The organism is Lysobacter sp. ESA13C, from assembly GCF_019970005.1.
In the GTDB taxonomy this organism is placed as follows: Bacteria; Pseudomonadota; Gammaproteobacteria; order Xanthomonadales; family Xanthomonadaceae; genus Lysobacter; species Lysobacter antibioticus_B.
This window is the reverse complement of the sequence record NZ_JAHXYK010000001.1, coordinates 317,934-334,914: the sequence shown is the minus strand read 5'-3', so window position 1 is coordinate 334,914 and position 16,981 is coordinate 317,934. Positions and strand designations below refer to the sequence as shown.

The following is a 16,981-nucleotide window of genomic DNA, read 5'->3' as shown; positions in this document are numbered from 1 at the left end:
AGGTCCTGGGCACTGGAACGCTCGAAATCGCTGCGAGCTTCAGTCTTCGTATCGACGAGTGCGTACTCAGCCTTCTGGGCCGGAACGAATCATCTCCAGCGGCTTCCCGAAGATGTCCCGATTGATGGTCGTCGACACGCCTGCGGGCGAATCTATGCCCAGGGGTGCGTCATAGGATGGTTGGTCGAAGACCTGGAACCGTTGCGTGGAGACCTTCTGGCGCGGGTCGGTGATCCGTCGCTGGAAGCCCGCCAGGTATTCGGTGGTCGTGGCCAGGACGCCCAGTTCGCTGTCTTGTTCCACGCGTGTCACCCGGTCGAGGGCATCGTAGAAAGTTCGGGTGCCTTGAGTTATATCGCCGAAGTTGCCGACGTTCCGTAGCGGATAGGACTGAAAGCTCAGCCGGCCGTTGGAGTCGTAACGCTTGACGACCTGGCTCAAGGTCCCGGCCGTGTCGGCAGCGTCGTGCTGCTCTTCCAGTACCGGCCGCCACAGGGCGTCCATGTACAAATTGATATGTTTGTTGCCTTCGACACGACTGCTGCGCCAGTGTCCGGCAGGCAGGCCATGTTCATCGGCGGCAATCTGCTGGAACGACAGCGAGACCGGGTTCCATGCCGTGCTGTCGCCGGCGGGATAGGCGATGCTGGCCAGACGTCCCATGGCGTCGTAGCCGTAATTGGTGGCGAAGCCATTTTCGTCCGTCACCGAGCCGATCCAGCCTCTGTCGTTGACGACTGCGGATTGCGACGTGCCACCGGGGTAGCTGATGTTCTGCGGCACTCCGCGTTTCCAGTTCGAAAAACTGGTCCTCTGATTCAGGCCGTCGGCCACGCTCTCCAGCGTCGCATCCGGGTTGTAAACCAGCGTCTGGATGGTTTTGCCGAAGGAGCGGATCTCCGTCGGCAGCGCGGTCGTCGAGTGATAGAGGGTTTCTTCGCTCACTACGCCGTCGATACTGGTCGACCTGACCTGCCCCAAAGTCCAACTCGTCAGATTGTCGTGATAAGCGGTGGTCTGCACCTTCGAGGGGCCGAGCGAGCTCCACTTCCTCTCGGCGACAGGCCGGGCGAAGCTGTCGAACTGGTTGACGTATGAACTGAACTCGACGCCGTCCTGCACGATGGTGTTGCGCCTGATCGGGCGAATACGGACGGAGCTGGAGTCGTCGGAACCCGTCAGGACGCCGTAGATGTCCGGGAACGGCATCGAAGATATCTCGCTTTCGGACACGTATTCGGAGGTCTGGGTTCTAAGCACGGTTCCATCGGCCTTCTTGATGGTCGTGCCGAGCAGGCGGCCGTCATTGACCAGCCACAACGCCCCATACTTCTGCTCCTGAACGCTACCGTCGGGCTGGGTGACCCAGACCCGCTTCCAGTCGCGGCAGGAGGTGCAAGGTATCTGATTGACGCGGCCGAATTCCTGCGGAACTTCGTACTCGTAAGTCCATTGCATGGCCGGCAAGCCGGGCCCTGCAATGGTTTTGGTGGCCAACGAGTAGTTGTCGAAATACTCGGGGATGCCCAGCGAGTAGTACTCGTTACCCATGTTGTCGCGATGATCGAATACGCAGGCGTTGGCAGGCGTGCCGTTCTTCAGATGGCGCATGAAGTTGAATCGGAACGTGCCCAAGGCGCCCGAGGGGTGGGTAATCTGCACCCCGAGCATGTCGACCGGCTCGAGGGGTTGCGCACAACGCAGATTGGCGTCGAGGCCCTGGTATTGGGGCAGCAGCAGGGCATTGCTGATGGTGCCGTTCTCGCCATAGATGCGGTACTGCCAGGACGATCCATCCGGTTGCACCACCCGGGACAAGAGCTTCTTGGGGTAATAGTCGCCGATCGTCTGCGTCGCGTATTCATAGGTCCACTGGCGCCCATCGGCGGTCGCGCTGGACACCCGTCCGTCGGTATAGCCGAGCTGGATCGATCGGCCGTCGCTGGAGGTGATGCTGGCGAGCTGGTCGCCCGAGTAGTTGTAGGCGACCCAGTTGCCGTGTCTGTCCTCGACCCGGCTGGCCATCAGGAAGACCTTGACGCGCCCGATCATGGCGCTGCCGTCCTCGGATCCGTACTTGCTGACGACCGGGGCTCCGCGTTCGATGCCCACATCGAAGGTATAGCGATTGCCCTGCGTATCGACGGCGATGAAGCCTTCGCCCGGGTAGCCGTTGCTGGTATTGGGCTTGCAGCGGAATCTATGGTCCGACCGGGAACCCCATTTGTAGGTAGCTCCGTCATTGGGGACGACGGTATTCGCCAAGAGCAGAAGCATCTCGGTATCTCCGCCTCCTGGAATATGCATGTAGGTCCCGCTCCAGATGTCGGCGGTACTGAAGGGGGCTCCGACGTCCGGATACCAGACCTGCGAGCATCTCTGGGTAGTGCCCGTGCCCGACACGTTCCATTTGGACCCTGCTGGAAACACGCCATACATATAAGGGACATCGATATCCCAGGCGCCGAAGCCGCCCAGTACTTCTGTCTCCTTGCGCGACTCGACCTTGAAACGCCGGCCGAGGCGTACGGGAAGGGCGTTGTTGCCCGGAAGATCGATATCGGTCGCGACGAATTCGGTGGAGCCGTTGTAGAGGCTCACGCTTTCGCCCATCAGATCGGACTGCAGTGGGCTGACCATCTCGGCCGAACGTACGCGTTTGGAGTACTCCTCCAGCGGCGCGACCGGCGTACGGGCGTGTGCCGTCCCCATCGCAATAACCACGGCAGCGGCCAGCACGCAAGCTGCGCGCCGCTCGATCGATCCCTTCATGCTGTCCCCTTTCTGCGCCCTTACCGGGCGGCTCTGTCGATCAACGGATTCCCAGTACAACAACACCTTGTCCCAAGCGCTGAGAAGCCGCGGCTTTGAATGGCTGCGGATACGCATTGGGATTGATCTATTCGTCTTCAGTCGGCGAAAAATGCCCAGTCCTTGTGCTCGTGTGCTTCCTGCTGCAGTTGATGCTTCGTGCTCGCCTGGACAGCCCCGGTGACTTGCCCCTATCCACCTGGCATTCGTGGCCGGATTGTTAGCCGGTGACGGTGTGTCCGCAACGGCCGATCGGCTCTGGCGGCATACCCGGTCGCATTGGGGGCGATCTGAAACTGCTTATAGCCGGTAAAAAAGCATGGCGCTATATGTGCTTTCTTCTGATCGGATATCGGCTTGGAGGTGCCGGCGAGCTTAGTGCAGGAACTGCCCGGGCGGATGTAGGGAAATTCTGATTCGGCGTAGATTCGCTCCCGGCGAATCATCGTTCCGCTTCCGCTCGGTGCCTCCTGCTCGTAGCTCGGATGGCCACTCAGTCCACAGGCTGCAATTCGCCACCAACATGCGCGGTTTATCCAAGCCGCAAGCCCAGCGTCGGGGCCAGCATGCTGGCCTCGTCGATGCCTGGGTTGAAGATGAAAGACTGGATGTTGCGCTGGTATGCGCCGCTATTTTTGTTCGGCTTCGTCGGCACGGCCGCATGGTGGGTCGGTTACCGCCACGGCCCTGCCTTGTGGCTGTTGCCATTGCTGGGTCTGGCGGTGGCGCTGTCCTTTCTGGCCGAACGCCGTTGGCCGTACGACCCGCATTTCAACCAAGACCATGGCGACCGGGCTCGCGATGTCGCGCACGCGGTGGTCAATGAGGCGCTTAATCTGCTGTCGATCGCATCCGTTCCGCTGTTGGCGGCGTGGATGCCGTGGCAATGGTGGCCCACGCACTGGCCGTTCGCGTTGCAACTATCGCTGGCGGTCATCGGGGCCGACCTCGGCGTTACTCTCATGCACTACGCCAGTCACCGCATCGGTTGGCTCTGGCGCTTGCATGCGGTGCACCACAGCGTGACCCGCATGTACGGTTTCAACGGCTTGATGAAGCATCCGCTGCATCAGGCGGTCGAAGCGGTCGGTGGGGTGTTGCCGTTGTTGCTGCTCGGCCTGCCGTATCCGGTCGCGGCGGTGCTTGCGTTCGCCATCGCCATCCAGTTGCTGTTGCAGCATTCCAACGTCGACATGCGGCCGGGCCTGTTGGGCCGGCTGATGGCGTGGGCGCCGCTGCATCGTTTCCACCATCTGCGCTACGGCGCCGCCGGCGACGTCAACTTCGGCCTGTTCTTCACCGTTTGGGATCGGTTGTTGGGCACCGCGTTCGATGCGCCCGGTTATCGACTGGGCGGCCGCGACCTGGGGATCGGCACTCAGCCGGATTATCCGCGCGATTATGCCGGCCAGTTGCTGGCGCCGTTCCGCGCGCTGCCACAGGGCGATGTGCCGGCGTTGCCGACCGAACTGCTGCAGGCGCGTGTTCGGCGCGGTTAGCGATATGCCTGCAGTTGCAAGCCGTGTAACTGCGCCGCGCCGATGCCGAACATGCGCCGCAAGTTGCGCGACAGATGCGGCAAGTCGGCGAAACCGGCCGCGTGCGCGCTGGCGGTGAGGCTGTCGCCTGCCAGGAAGCGCGCCAAGGCATGATGCAGGCGTCGCCACAAGACCCAGCCGCGCAAGGTGATCGCCAGGTCGGACTGGAAGCGACGATGCAGCTGGCTCGGCGAGAGATGCGCGGCCTCGGCGATGTCGGTGGCGCAGACGCTGTCGGGCAGACGCGCAACGACCTCGGCGATGGCCGCCTGCAGGCGACGGTCGAGGGGCTGCGCCCGGCATAACTCGGGCAATAAGGGCTGCAGCGCCGGCAGCCGGGCCGGCAGCTGCGGCAATCGCTGCAGGATCGCTTCCACGTTGGCATGGCCGGGTTCGAGATAGACCGTGCAGCCTTCGCTCGGCGCGGCCAGCACCGCATGCGGCCGAAACGAGGGCAGCCACAGACGCTGGCCCGTACGCGGTTCGCCGTCGATCTCGACCTGCCACGGCGCGCCATCGCTGAGCAACAACTGGTGCGCGTAATGGGCATGGCGATCGCTGCCGCCGGCCTGGCCCTGCAGCACCGCGAGGTGCTCGCCGAGCAGCAGGGTGCCGGTCCAGGCGCGATCGGCGGGCGGTGCGGTGATGCAGGCGTCGGGCACGGTCGATGGCGTCGGAATGGAGAGTGAAGGCGAAGGTATCGGCAGACAATCTGGATGGCGCTGTCAGTCTAGCGTTCGTTCCGATGCCGATGCCGCTGCCTCGCCGTGCCCGGGACCGGGTCCTGACTGTGTCGCTTACGCGTTCCATCGGCGGCTTGGCAGAGTCGCGCGGGCAATGTGCTTTCTTCTGGCGCCGTCGCCGCCGAGGCTCAATCCCAGGCCGCCCATCTTTCCGGAACGGCCGGTCGTCGGGCGCACTCAGGTTCACCCGCCGGTTGGGCAGGTCCCGCACAGGCCGTATTCAAAGGGTTTGGACCTCTGAACTCCATACGGGCGCCGCGGAAAACGACCGGGCACGCTTACTTCGGCCTTGCGGTCCGGGTATATTTGGTGACGTTCGTCACATTTATGTGTCGCAGGCAGGGGTGGGACATGCGCGAGATCGGTCGGACGGGGCTCGCGAGCAGCGGGCCTGAGGGGCGTCGCTTCCAATGGGGATCGATCATTGGATTCGCCGAGGCTCTCGTAGTGCGCGCGATGACGGCAGGCGATCGCTCTGCCGATGCAGGCCGTCATCGCATCGGCGGCCGCGCCAACGTTGTCCTGGCCGCGCTGCTGTTGTTGACCTGTTTCGCGCCACCGACGTTCGCTCAGTACGCCACCGGTGGCTCTGGCCAATACCGCAGTCAGATCTTGTGGTTCGACTGGGGTACCACGCCCAACAGCATCCCGCAGGGCGGCACGTCGGTCACCAACACCTTCAACATCGCCGGGCAGACCCTGATCGTGTCGTGCAGCCTGAGCAACATCTCCTCGGCCGCCACCGACCCGGACCTGCGTATCAGCCGGCCCGGCGCGTTCTTCCTCGACGGCCTGGACGACCTCTACAACATCGGCGGCTCCGGTGCATCCAACACCATGGACATCGGCCTGATGAACCGGGTCGGCGGCGCCAACGTCGCCTTTACCTACAGTTGCTCGGCGACCTTCGGCGGCGTGCCGTATGCGCTCGATGGCCTGGTGTTCGCCGATGCCGAAACCACGAGCCCCGGCGAATACACCGAAGTGGCGCTGCCGGCCGGCGCGACCATGCGCGTCATCGAACGCCTGCGCGGCACCGGCTGCACCGATGGCTACAACGTCAATCGCACCGGCGTGACCTACCGTTTCTCCACCCTGGGCGAATGCCGCGGCGTGGGCGACATCGCGCCGATGGGCGTGTTCTTCATCGACAACGCCAGCAGCGCGAACATCGTCCTGCAAGGTGGGCCGGCGACCTCGGGCCTGCAGGCCGTTGCGCTGGGCGTGATGCTCAACGTCGCCGACTTCGGCGACGCGCCCAACAGCTACGGCCTGGCCGGACACGTCCCGCAATACAGCTGGAACGGCGGGACCTTGCCGGCCGGCAACGTCAACATCTTCGGCGCGGGTTTCACGCTGGCCACGCAGGCGCAGCCGGTGACGGCCTTGCTGGGCGCGCGGGCCGATGTCGAGGGCGCATCGCTGTTCAGCGCCAATGCGCTCGGCGACGACAGCGACGGCGCGGCCGACGACGAAGACGGCGTCAACACCGGTGCACTGGCGCCGCTGTATCGCGGCTTGTCCGGCAACACCTACACCGCCGCGGTGAGCTGCATCGGCACCGCGTCGCTGGCCGGCTGGATCGATTTCGACCGCAATGGCACCTTCGACAGCGACGAGCGTTCGGCGACCGCGATATGCGCGACCGGCAGCGCGACCCTGAGTTGGACCGTGCCCGCCGACATCGCGCCCGGGGCCAGTTTCCTGCGCGTGCGCACGGCCACCAATGCGCTCGAGATCCTCAACGCCATCGGCGTCGCCGGCACCGGCGAGGTCGAGGATTACACCGTGACCATCGCCGATCCGAAGATTCGCGTCGCCAAGATCACCCAGGCCGGCGCCGGCGGTCCGTTCGGTTTTTCCACCACCAACACGCTCAGCCAGCCGTCCGCGTTGACGACGGCGACGGCCGGAACCGCGGTGACCGGTACGCCGGTCTCGATCGACGATCTCGCTGCCAGCCTGGTCGTCACCGAGGCGACGCTGCCCGCGGACTGGACGCTGACCGCGATCGCCTGCACTCAGTCGGGCGGTTCCGCCGTCGCCGGGGCGATCTACGATCTGGCCAATCGCCGCGCGACCTTGCCCAGCAGCGCGCTGTCGTCGACCGCGGACATCACCTGCACCTTCAGCAACGGCAAACGCCCGATCCTGCGTCTGCGCAAATCGCTGCCGTTGGGCCGTTTCGTCAGCGGGGACCAATTCGCTTTGAACATCGCCGGCCCAGGCGGGCCGGTGGCCGTTACGACGACCGGTACCGGCACCGAGGTCAACGGAGAGGCGGCCCTGAATCCGGCTAATGTCGGCGGCACCTACACTTTGTCCGAGACCGCAGCGGCCGGTGCCGACCTGGCCCGTTACGCCAGCGCTTACACCTGCGCCAATGCGCTCGCCGGCGGGCAGACGCCGAGCGGCAGCGGTACCAGCTTCAGCCTGACCGCGGCGGTCGGCGACGACCTGACCTGCACCTTCGCCAACACCCGCAATCCGATCGTCGATCTCAGCATCACCAAGACCAACACGCCGGTGGCGGGTCCGAGCGACCAGGCCGGGGATACCGTCAGCCGGGGCGCGCCGCAAACCTACAGCATCGTGATCACCAACAACGGACCCGACAGCGTGACCGGCGCGATCGTCGCCGACCCGATAGCGAGCCGTATCGGCCTGACCTGCACCACGCCACCGACCTGCAGCGGCGCGGGTTGTCCGGCCGCGCCGATCACCCTGGCAGCGCTCGACGCAGGCGTCGCATTGGGCACTCTGCCGATGGGGGCGACGGTAACCATCACCCTGAGTTGTTCGGTGAACTGATTCCTTCAAGGCGGGCGGCAAGTGCAATCGAGCGCCGGGCGTCGGCTATGACGGCAGGCGAAACGGTACGAGGCCTGCCGCGGTAACCACAGACAGGTCGGCTGCGGCTCCAGAGGGGAGAGAGCCTCCGCCCAAGGCCGCAACGCGAACTCAGTGCGTTGCCCGATGAATCGCGAAAGCCAGCAGCTCTTCGAGCGCGTTCCGCGATCGCTCGCCCGGTTCGACGATCGACACCCAGCCGTTCGCGCCATAGGTCGGGTGCGGAATCAGCGTATCGACCGCAGCGAAGTCGAAGTCGCCGCGACGATCGGCCAGATCTCTGGGAGCGAAACCGAACAGCGCCTCGAACTTCGCCTTGCCGACATCGAGGTTGACCCGGTACAGGCCGCGATCGAGTCGGGACTCCTCGTCGAAGCCGGCATAGTCCTTGGTGACGATGGTGACGAACGGCATCTTCTTCGCTTGCCCGTCGGCGCCCACGGCGAAGCAGAAGGTATCGCCCCAGGCCATCTCCGGGCTGCCGTCTTCGCGCGCCGCCACCTGGATGCGAACCGAGCCGTTTGCGGCGAGATACCGCCGAATTTCGTCTTGGGTCACGAGTTTGTCTCACCGTTCTGCGGGCGGGGATTCTAGCAATCGGGCCTGCGCGGATAGCCGCTATCCGGCTCGGTCGATCGAGAGCTCGGAGTGCTTCTGATCCCGGTTCGTGCGGGCGGCCTGTCCGATAATTCAGCCGAACCAGGACCGGGCGCGGCCCGGCTGGCCCCTGACGCCAGGCGTCCCACCCAGAGCATCCTCATGCGAATCGACAACCTGTTTGCGAATGCCGCGGCGCCGGCGCAAGGCGAGCGCTTCGAAGCCTTGCTCACTCACAAGAACCTGGTGATCGAGCGCATCGTCAGTTCGGCGGCGGTCACGCCGACGCAGTATGTGCAAACCCAGGACGAGTGGGTGGCGATGCTGCAGGGTGAGGCGACGCTCGAGGTCGCAGGCGAGGCCGTCGAGCTGCGCTCCGGCGACTACCTGTTCCTGCCTGCCGGCACGCCGCATAGCGTGCGCCGTGTTTCCGAGGGCGCACTGTGGTTGGCGATTCACTTGCATTGATGGTGGGCACGGCCGCTCCGGCACGCATCTCCACCCACTCATGGCCGCGGGGCGGCGCGACGATCGTTTTAGCGACGTCCCTTAGCTAGACGAAGGGACCGCGTTCGTGGACGCTTCCTTCCGCAACCACCGGCAGAACGCATCGACGGCCGGCGCCGTGTCGGCGCCTGGTCGACGGACGATCCAGAACGCGTAGGCGTTGTCGAGGGAACCGTCGAAAGGCTTGATCAGGCGGCCGCGTTGCACGTCTTCCTCGACCAAAGGGGCGACGCCCAAGGCGACGCCGTGTCCGGCGACGGCGGCTTCCTGGGCCAGGTACATGCTGGCGAACATCGGGCCTCGGGTCGCATCCACTCCCATCGCGCCGGCGGCTTCCAGCCAGGCGGCCCAATCCGGTACGCCGGTGCGCCCGGTCGAACCTTCGTCATGCAGCAGGGTGTGCTGGCGCAGGTCGTCGGGAGTGGCCAGCGGCCGGCCCTCGTCCTTCGCCAGCGCAGGCGCGCACACCGGAAACACCGGCGCATCCAGCAAGCGCTCGGCATGGACGCCCGTGTAGGCGCCGGGCCCGTAGCGGATGGCGACGTCGATGCCGTCGCGGACGAAATCGACGCGCTCGTTACCGGTCTCGATGCGCAGTTGGATATCGGGATGGTCGTGGTGAAACCGGTGCAGCCTCGGCGCGAGCCACTTCGCCGCGAAGGATTCCACGGTGCTGACGCGCAGATGCACCGCCGCGGGAGCGGCGACCCGGTCCAGCACCCGATCGAGCTGGCCGAACAGTTCACTCAACGACGCCGCCAGCGCGGCGCCTTCGGCGGTCAGCTCGACCGCGCGGTGGCCGCGCTCGAACAGCTTCACGCCGAGGTAGGCCTCCAGGCGCTTGACCTGGTGGCTGACCGCCCCCGGAGTGACGAACAACTGCCCGGCCGCCTCCTGGAAACTCAGGCAGCGCGCGGCCGTTTCGAAGGCCCGTAGGGCGTTGAGCGGGGCAGGGGGGCGTGACTTCAAGAGCGCCTCGGGTTCGCGGACCGAAGCGCGCATCCTATCAAGTTAGTTTTTCTAATGAGGGCCTCAAAACATCTCGTTTGTCGGCGCCCGGGGCGCTGGCAATGATGGCCCGTCGCAGTATGGTGAGCATTGGTCATGAGATTCGAGTCCCTGGGTTCCGATGTACTGATGTTCGTCGGCGACGACTACGAGTCGGTCGCCACCGCCTTTCTCGATGGCGACGATGTTCTGCTCGTCGATTCGCTGAGCAGCGCGGACGATGCGAAGTGGATGCGCAGGGTCCTGTGCGAGGACCTGGGCAAGACCGTGCGGGCCATCGCCGCGACGCACTACATGAGCGACCACATGGCGGGCTTGTCGCTGTTCCCCGACGCGCTCACGCTCGCCCACCGCCATCATCGCCATACGTTTTTGTCGCAGAACCGGCGTGTCGACGATTTCTATCGCGAGCCGAGGCTGGTCTTCGACAGCACCATGACCCTGCGCTGGGGCGCACACGAACTGCGTTTCGTGCATAACCCCGGCAAGACCATGGACCACGTCAGCGTGGATGTGCCCACCGCCGACCTGGTCTGCGTTGGCGACAACATCGTCGGCAACATCGTCTACCTGTCCAAGGCGGACCCCGCGTTGATCCGTGCCGCGATCGGCCGGATACGGCAGTTCGGCCGGAGCACGGTGATCGGCGGACACCTGGGGCGATTCCCCGCCACCGTGCTCGACAACGCGATCCATTACCTGGATCGGCTGCGCGATCAGGTCGTCCGCATTCGCAACGAAGCCGCAGGACAGGAGATCGAGCGGCGCCTCGCCGCGATCGCCGTCGAAGCCTGCCTGGCGCCGCAGGTCGAACCGACACCGTTCGAACGCGACTGGCACCAGCGCAACCTGGAGGTCATCGTCGCGCAGTCGGTGTTCGAGCTCGATACGGCGATGGCCTCGCGGGAGCGCTGCGCATGAGCCGCGACGACGAAATCCTGGGCCGACCCATCCGTCGCCGCGAGTTCCTGCTCGGCTGCGCCGGCCTGGCCGGTGCGGCTTTGGGTGGTGCGGCCTTCGGCGGTGCCGCGTTCGCGGCGGGCCGCGCCGACGGCTTGCGCATCCAGCGGCTGGCCTGGGCCGGTATCCGCCTGCAGTTGCCGCAGGCCACCTTGTTCATCGATCCGCTGGTGAATCCGCAGGAATGGGGCGCAGCGCTCAAGGACGCCTTGATTCCGGTCGGCGATGCCGTGGGCGACGCTTCGGTCCTCATTACCCATGCGCATGGCGATCACTTCGACGCGAAGGCGGTCGCGCAGGCGCTCGGCAACGGCGGCGTCCTCGCGCATCCGGCGGGAACGAACCCGCTGCCGCTGCCTGCCAAGGCCCGGGTGCGGCCGAGCCCGCTGTGGGAGCCGCAACTGATCGGCGACTTCACCGCCACGGCCGTGCCGGCGTCGGACGGCTATGGCGACCCGCAAGTGTCCTGGGTGGTATCGGCGGGCGGGCGCCGCATCTTCCACGGCGGAGACACGCTCTGGCACGGGCACTGGTGGCGGATCGGCCGCCAGTTCGGCCCCTTCGATGCGGCATTCCTGCCGGTCAACGGCGCGCGTTTCGGTTGGCGCAAGCCGGTCAGCGGCCAGCCCGGCGTGCTCACGCCGGAGCAAGCCGTTGCCGCCGCGACCATCCTGGGTGCGAGACGCTTGGTCCCCATCCACTACGGCGTGTCCGGCATGGACGAATACGTGGAGGTCGCCGACCCGATCGAGCAATTGAAAAAGGCGGCTCGTGGAAAGGCGATCGACATACAGCCGCTGACGCCGGGCGCCTGGGTCGATTGGGGACAGTGAGGGCAGCTCGAAGGTCGGCCCGCATACGTCGGACCGCTCGAACGAACCGCGGCCCTTCACTCCCGGCTGCCGACCGAATCACTGCACCGCTACAGTTTCTTTCTGTGGGCGAGACCGGCAGCGATAAGGTCCATGGCACCGGCTCGGCCCTGTCGTGGGCGACGCAGACGATCGTCTTGCAATGCCTGGATGACGGATGTCGATGAGAGTGTCCGGATCGGCGCTCGCTTGCACTGTCCGAGTTCGCGAATCGGCACGTGATAGGCTGAAATCCGAATACAAGGAGAGTGTCAGCTGTGCGAAAAACAGTGCTTATCGCTGTCTTGACGATTGCTTGCGCGGATGTGGTTTTCGCCGCCCTGCCCGCAAAAAAACCCTTCGTTATCAAGCTGGTGCCGCCCGAACTGGCGACGTGGCCGAGAATGAAGGCAACCGATTTCGGTTGCATGCTCGAAAAGCGTTTCGGAATACAAGACAAAACATACGGCTGCGCGGCCGATTTCGACCGCATGGACTGGGGTGACGCCTGTCTCGGTGCTACAACTAATTACAATGTCGGGCCAGCACTTCCGCTCAGCGTTGCCAAGTCCCTGCCTTCGCCGATCAGTGAGGTCGACCTTGAATGGGAGCACGGAGAGCTGCAGGACCTGTCCGTGACATTCGATCGAAAGGTGAGCGCGCGCGAGGTCGAGGCCATGTTCGGTCTGCGCATCGATGGCCCGAAGCCGGAGAACGTCATGTCTGTGGATCTTCAAGATTGTGCGCTGGGAAAATCCTGTCTCACGCTGCAGGGATTCGACCACATGGGCGCGGCGGATCTCGAATGCGGCACTTAGGCTGCGGCCGAGCAAGCGAACTAGCCTGATTCGGCCGATCGGATCTCGCCTGTCTTGATCCTGTCATGGCCTGGGCATCGAATCCCCGGAACGGCTCAGTGCCGGGGAGACGAGTCATGGTTTCGTTCCACACGCTTGCGACCCGTCGGGTCGCGGCCGTCCGCGAGGGGCTGGCCCGGTACTTGGCCTGCCTTGCGTTCTTGCCGATCGCCTGGTCGGCGAATCTTGGCGCACAGGCCCCGGCGTGGCGGACGGTCAGCGACAAGGACGGCATCCGCCTGGAAGCCCGCAGCGTTCCCCGCGAACGTTTCGACGAGCTTCGCGTCACCACCTCGCTGAAAGCCTCGCCGCAAACCATTGCGGATTACCTGCTCGGCAAGTATCTAGACGAGAAGAACAAGAACATCCGCCGCAGCTTCGTCCAGCGCGGACCGGACCAGGCGATCTGGTCCGACGTGCTCAGCACGCCGGTCACCAGCGATCGCTGCTACTCCATGCGTTTCGAGCGGCGGGCCCTGGCCAACGGAGAGATACGGGTGAAGTTCGTATCCCTCGACTATGTCGGCAGAAAACCCAAGCCCGACTGCATTGCGCTGCGCTCGCGCGGCGAGTGGACCATGACCCCGACCAGTGCCGGGACGCGACTGACCTATTTGTCGTTGACCGACATCGGCGGCCAGACCCCCGCGTTTCTGGCGCACCGGTCGCTTTCGTCGGCCGCCGTCTCCAGCGTACGCAAAGTGGTCGCGGGCTCAGCGGGGCTGGCCTTGCCGCGGGGCATCGGCGACTGAGCGGTGCCCACGAGGGCGCAAATTCAGCAAGGGCCGAATATGGACGGCTGGGCTGACCGCGCAGCCCAGCCGCCGCTGATGGAGCTTCCTCGACTGGCGGGGAAAGCTCCGTGCACGATTCAGACTTCGGGTCGCGATCGCATGAGCGATCGAAACGCGTCAGTCCGAGGGGAGCGCTTCAGAAGCAGGGGCCTTGCTCGACCTCGACACGGCCCTGCGAGACACCGAAGGTCGAGACGATGCCGGTGCAGTCGATCAACCGGGCTCCCACCAGATTGTTGGAACTGTCGTAGTACTTGTATTCGATCCAGCCGGAACCGGTCGGCGGCGGGCGCGCGACCGAAGCGCCGAAGGCCAGTGCGGAAAGCGATGCTGCGATCAACAGAGCGGTGCGGACGGGACGTTTCATGAATCCTCCGAGGGATGGGGCCGGGTGGCAGTCAGACAAGGCAAACACGCTCCGCTACGGGCAGGCGCCGGCTTCCGCCGTGCCTGGCCATCGACGCTCAGGCCGAGACGGTTTGTACGGTTTGATTGGGGTCGAACGAAGGGCAGGGATCGAGGCAAGGTTTGCCAGGCACGCAAGGCGGCGGCACGCACTCTCCGCCCGAGCCCGGCCCGCCCGGCCCGGTGCCCGGATCGTTCGGGTTGATGCAGTAGGGCGGATAATCCACTGCGATTTCGCCCTCGGCGCAGAACGAATAGTCCGGATTGCTCGGGCCGTTGCCTGCTTGCGCCTGGGCCTGGCCGACACCCGTCGACCACGCCGCGGCCTGCAGCGCAGTGCCCAGCACCAATACTTTCAAAAGCATCTTCATCTTGTTCCCTCGTAGGTTGAGACCGATGGAGTGCCTGCCGACGCGGCGCATGCGCACCCGCGGCCATGGCGAGGACGTCGGTGCACGAGTTCCTGCGCAGCGGAAACCTGTCCGCGCGTTCGCGGGGCAGGCAGGACACTCGCTCCATGCGAAGCCGCCGTGCGCGTCCGATGCCCCGGGTCGATACTAGGCAGTGCCCGCCATCGCTCAAGGCCGAAACCGGGCCATGCCGGGAACGACGCGGGTCAAGCGGCGATGCGGCTCCTCGCTGACGAACGTACGCAGGTCGCTTCTGGAACGCCGTAACCCCGCGCTGCGCCTGATAATTACGTCGATTCGTTCCCGTCGATACCCGCGGCCATGCGGCCCTGCGCTTTAGACCGGGTCGGTGCCTGGCGGCTGTGGCATGGCCGCCCGGAATGCATCGCGGTTCATTGGCCGCGCTCTGTGCCGATGCGAGGTGAAGTTGCCCAGAGGTCCGCGCCCGGATTCGATTCGCAGACCGTGCATGTCGGCGCGCACATCAGTGCGACATGGTCTTGGAAAACAGATTCATGACGACGACTCCGGCCACGATCAAAGCCATGCCGGCCCCTGCCCCAGGGTCGAGCTTCTGTCCTTAATAGATCCACGAGAACGCGGTGACGAGGACCACGCCGAGGCCGGCCCAGATGGCGTAGGCGATACCCAGTGGAATCGAGCGCAGCGCAAGCGACAGGAAGTAGAAGGCCGTCACATATCCCGCGGCCACCACGAGCGACGGAACAAGTTTGCTGAAGCCGTCGCTTGCCTTGAGCGCGGACGTTGCCGTTACTTCGCCGAAAATCGCGAGCCAGGAATATCCAATGTTTCATGGTCCGTCTCTGCGGTTGGGAGCGACGGATTGTGGTGGCGTCGATCTGCGATAAACAGTCTTGTTGCGGACGGATTTCTCTGAGCACTCGCGCGTCGCAAGGCGGGTCCTCGACGCGCTCGAGGCGGGCGTCGTCATCGTGTTCCTCTGCGTTCCTCTATAGGGATCACACAAATCGCCATGCGATCGGCTGGGGTAGCCGGGGGAGACATGCGCCTGCCTGCGCTTTTACCTGTAGCGAATGTGCACTCGCTTTCGCCGCGCGAACGTAGCGCGCCGTGCGCGCGGCTTACCTTACCCACACAGGAATCGAATCCATGAAGCTGTTAAACAAGTCACTGCTTGCCGCGGCGCTGTTCGCTTGCGGCAGTGCCGCGGCGACCGCGAAAGTCCCGAGCAAACCCGTTGCCAAAGCCGCCGAGGCCGAGTGGAACGTGCTGGTGTTCATGAACGGCAAGAACAACCTGGAACCGTTCACGGTCCACAACTGGAACCAGATGGCGAAAGTCGGCAGCTCCGACAAGGTCAACATCCTCGTCGAATACGGCCGCATCGCAGGCTACGACAGCAGCAACGGCGACTGGACCGGCGTCAAGCGGTTCCGGGTCAAGAAGGGCGACAAGCCGACGGCCGCGGGCGCGCTGATGGACTTGGGCAAGTCCAAGTTGAACACCGACATGGGCGATAAGGAAACGCTCGCCGAGTTCATCAAGTGGGGCACGCAAAAGTATCCGGCCAAGCGCACGATGCTGGTGATCTGGAACCACGGCCAAGGCTTCCGCGTTGCGCCAGGGGCGAAGAACACCCACCGCTCGGTGTCCTCGGACGACGAAACCGGCAATATCATCTACAACTCCGACGTCGCCGATGCGATCAAGACCGCGCTTGGCAGCAAGAAGCTCGACATCGTTTCTTTCGACGCCTGCCTGATGGCGATGATCGAACCGGCTTACGAACTGCGCGATCGCGCCAAGTTCCTGGTCGGCAGCGAAGAACTCGAGCCGGGCGAAGGTTGGGATTACGGTTTCCTGGCCAATCTGGCCAAGCAGCCGGCCACGACCGAGGCGCAGGCGCTGGGCAAGTGGGTGGTCGACAGCTACAAGGCCTACTACACCAACAAGCCGTCGGGCCACACCACGCTGTCCTCGATCGACCTGAGCAAGACCGGTCTGGTCGCCGACGCGCTCGACGCGGTGACCGAAAGCCTGACCACCACCGCCGAGAAGCAGGCCGCGCGCGATGCGCGCAAGGCGATGACCCCGTACGAGACTTCCTATGGGGTGGACATCGGTGCGTGGCTGGCCACGCTCAAGACCAAGGCCATCGACGCCGACAGCAAGGCCGCGGTGCAGGACGCGCAGGACGCGTTGGCGCTGGCGGTCAAGGCGAACTACAGCAGCGGCAACAAGATCGGCAACAAGTTCTACGGCGACACCGGTCTGGCGGTGTTCTTCCCGCAGAACGCCAAGGAGTTCAACGCCGACTACTCCAGCGGCGGCTATAAGGTTGGCAATACCGATCGCCCGATTCGCTATGTGCAGGAGTCGGCCTGGCCGGGCTTCCTGAAGACGGTGTTCTCGGTGCCCACCAACTGATCGCGATCGCCTTGCGATCCCGATGACGCCCCGACGGAAGCGAGCGATCGCTTCCGTCGTTGGCGAGTGCGGGGGGCGAGGGTAAAGCCTTGCCGTTCACGACCAAGGCATAAGGGCGCCGGCGCTAATCACCATAACGGTTTCATAAAGGTCGCCGGGAAAATGGGAGATGACCCCGAGCGTGACGGCCAAGTCGTATGGCGTGTCCGCACCCGGTAGCAGACCGATGCTATGACGCATG

The 16,981-nt window shown here is 64.7% G+C and carries 14 protein-coding genes and 1 pseudogene; 8 read left to right on the top strand and 7 right to left on the bottom strand.

Going from position 1 to position 16,981, the window contains the following annotated elements:
• Nucleotides 1-66: 66 nt before the first annotated feature.
• Nucleotides 67-2,889 carry an RHS repeat domain-containing protein gene (locus LC490_RS01540; RefSeq protein WP_223619062.1) on the bottom strand — a complete coding sequence of 941 codons (2,823 nt, stop codon included), beginning with the start codon at nt 2,887-2,889 and terminating at the stop codon, nt 67-69.
• 518 nt (nt 2,890-3,407) lie between these two features.
• Here LC490_RS01540 and LC490_RS01535 point away from each other — a divergent pair.
• Nucleotides 3,408-4,310, top strand: coding sequence for a sterol desaturase family protein (locus tag LC490_RS01535; RefSeq protein WP_223619061.1), 903 nt, complete (start codon nt 3,408-3,410; stop codon nt 4,308-4,310).
• Here LC490_RS01535 and LC490_RS01530 read toward each other — a convergent pair.
• Entirely contained in the window at nt 4,307-5,011 is a 705-nt protein-coding gene (locus tag LC490_RS01530; protein WP_223619060.1) for a helix-turn-helix transcriptional regulator, read from the bottom strand. The two genes, LC490_RS01535 and LC490_RS01530, sit on opposite strands and share 4 nt — an antisense overlap.
• Before the next feature lie 537 nt (nt 5,012-5,548).
• Here LC490_RS01530 and LC490_RS01525 point away from each other — a divergent pair.
• Nucleotides 5,549-7,903, top strand: coding sequence for a CshA/CshB family fibrillar adhesin-related protein (locus LC490_RS01525; protein WP_223619059.1), 2,355 nt, complete (start codon nt 5,549-5,551; stop codon nt 7,901-7,903).
• Between the two features lie 150 nt (nt 7,904-8,053).
• On the opposite strand, the gene LC490_RS01520 is transcribed toward LC490_RS01525, so the two are convergent.
• Complete coding sequence (locus LC490_RS01520; protein ID WP_223619058.1) at nt 8,054-8,500, bottom strand: DUF6194 family protein; 447 nt, start codon at nt 8,498-8,500, stop codon at nt 8,054-8,056.
• Between the two features lie 90 nt (nt 8,501-8,590).
• On the opposite strand from LC490_RS01520, the gene LC490_RS01515 reads away from it, so the two are divergent.
• Nucleotides 8,591-9,007 carry a cupin domain-containing protein gene (locus LC490_RS01515; RefSeq protein WP_223619057.1) on the top strand — a complete coding sequence of 139 codons (417 nt, stop codon included), beginning with the start codon at nt 8,591-8,593 and terminating at the stop codon, nt 9,005-9,007.
• 81 nt (nt 9,008-9,088) lie between these two features.
• Here the strand turns inward: LC490_RS01515 and gcvA are convergent, their stop codons facing one another.
• Nucleotides 9,089-10,015 carry a transcriptional regulator GcvA gene (gene gcvA, locus LC490_RS01510; RefSeq protein WP_223619056.1) on the bottom strand — a complete coding sequence of 309 codons (927 nt, stop codon included), beginning with the start codon at nt 10,013-10,015 and terminating at the stop codon, nt 9,089-9,091.
• A 135-nt stretch (nt 10,016-10,150) separates the two neighbouring features.
• On the opposite strand from gcvA, the gene LC490_RS01505 reads away from it, so the two are divergent.
• The 4 genes from LC490_RS01505 (at nt 10,151) to LC490_RS01490 (ending at nt 13,474) form a co-directional block, all read left to right on the top strand.
• Nucleotides 10,151-10,975 carry an MBL fold metallo-hydrolase gene (locus tag LC490_RS01505; protein WP_223619055.1) on the top strand — a complete coding sequence of 275 codons (825 nt, stop codon included), beginning with the start codon at nt 10,151-10,153 and terminating at the stop codon, nt 10,973-10,975.
• On the top strand, nt 10,972-11,847 hold the full coding sequence (locus tag LC490_RS01500) for an MBL fold metallo-hydrolase (RefSeq protein WP_223619054.1): 876 nt from the start codon (nt 10,972-10,974) through the stop codon (nt 11,845-11,847). The genes LC490_RS01505 and LC490_RS01500 overlap by 4 nt, the downstream gene beginning before the upstream one ends.
• A gap of 308 nt (nt 11,848-12,155) precedes the next feature.
• Nucleotides 12,156-12,683 (top strand): hypothetical protein, encoded by a 528-nt coding sequence (locus LC490_RS01495; protein WP_223619053.1) that lies wholly within the window; start codon nt 12,156-12,158, stop codon nt 12,681-12,683.
• 116 nt (nt 12,684-12,799) lie between these two features.
• Entirely contained in the window at nt 12,800-13,474 is a 675-nt protein-coding gene (locus LC490_RS01490; RefSeq protein WP_223619052.1) for a hypothetical protein, read from the top strand.
• A 178-nt stretch (nt 13,475-13,652) separates the two neighbouring features.
• Here LC490_RS01490 and LC490_RS01485 read toward each other — a convergent pair whose 3' ends face one another.
• The 3 genes and pseudogenes from LC490_RS01485 to LC490_RS01475 form a co-directional block, all read right to left on the bottom strand.
• Nucleotides 13,653-13,883, bottom strand: a complete 231-nt coding sequence (locus LC490_RS01485) for a DUF6289 family protein (protein ID WP_031370238.1) — start codon at nt 13,881-13,883, stop codon at nt 13,653-13,655.
• Between the two features lie 97 nt (nt 13,884-13,980).
• Nucleotides 13,981-14,292, bottom strand: coding sequence for a hypothetical protein (locus LC490_RS01480; protein ID WP_031370237.1), 312 nt, complete (start codon nt 14,290-14,292; stop codon nt 13,981-13,983).
• Between the two features lie 523 nt (nt 14,293-14,815).
• Nucleotides 14,816-15,146 (bottom strand): annotated as a pseudogene (locus tag LC490_RS01475) (multidrug efflux SMR transporter).
• 316 nt (nt 15,147-15,462) lie between these two features.
• On the opposite strand from LC490_RS01475, the gene LC490_RS01470 reads away from it, so the two are divergent.
• Nucleotides 15,463-16,740: a clostripain-related cysteine peptidase gene (locus tag LC490_RS01470; RefSeq protein WP_223619051.1), complete on the top strand. Its 1,278-nt coding sequence runs from the start codon at nt 15,463-15,465 to the stop codon at nt 16,738-16,740.
• Nucleotides 16,741-16,981: the final 241 nt, after the last annotated feature.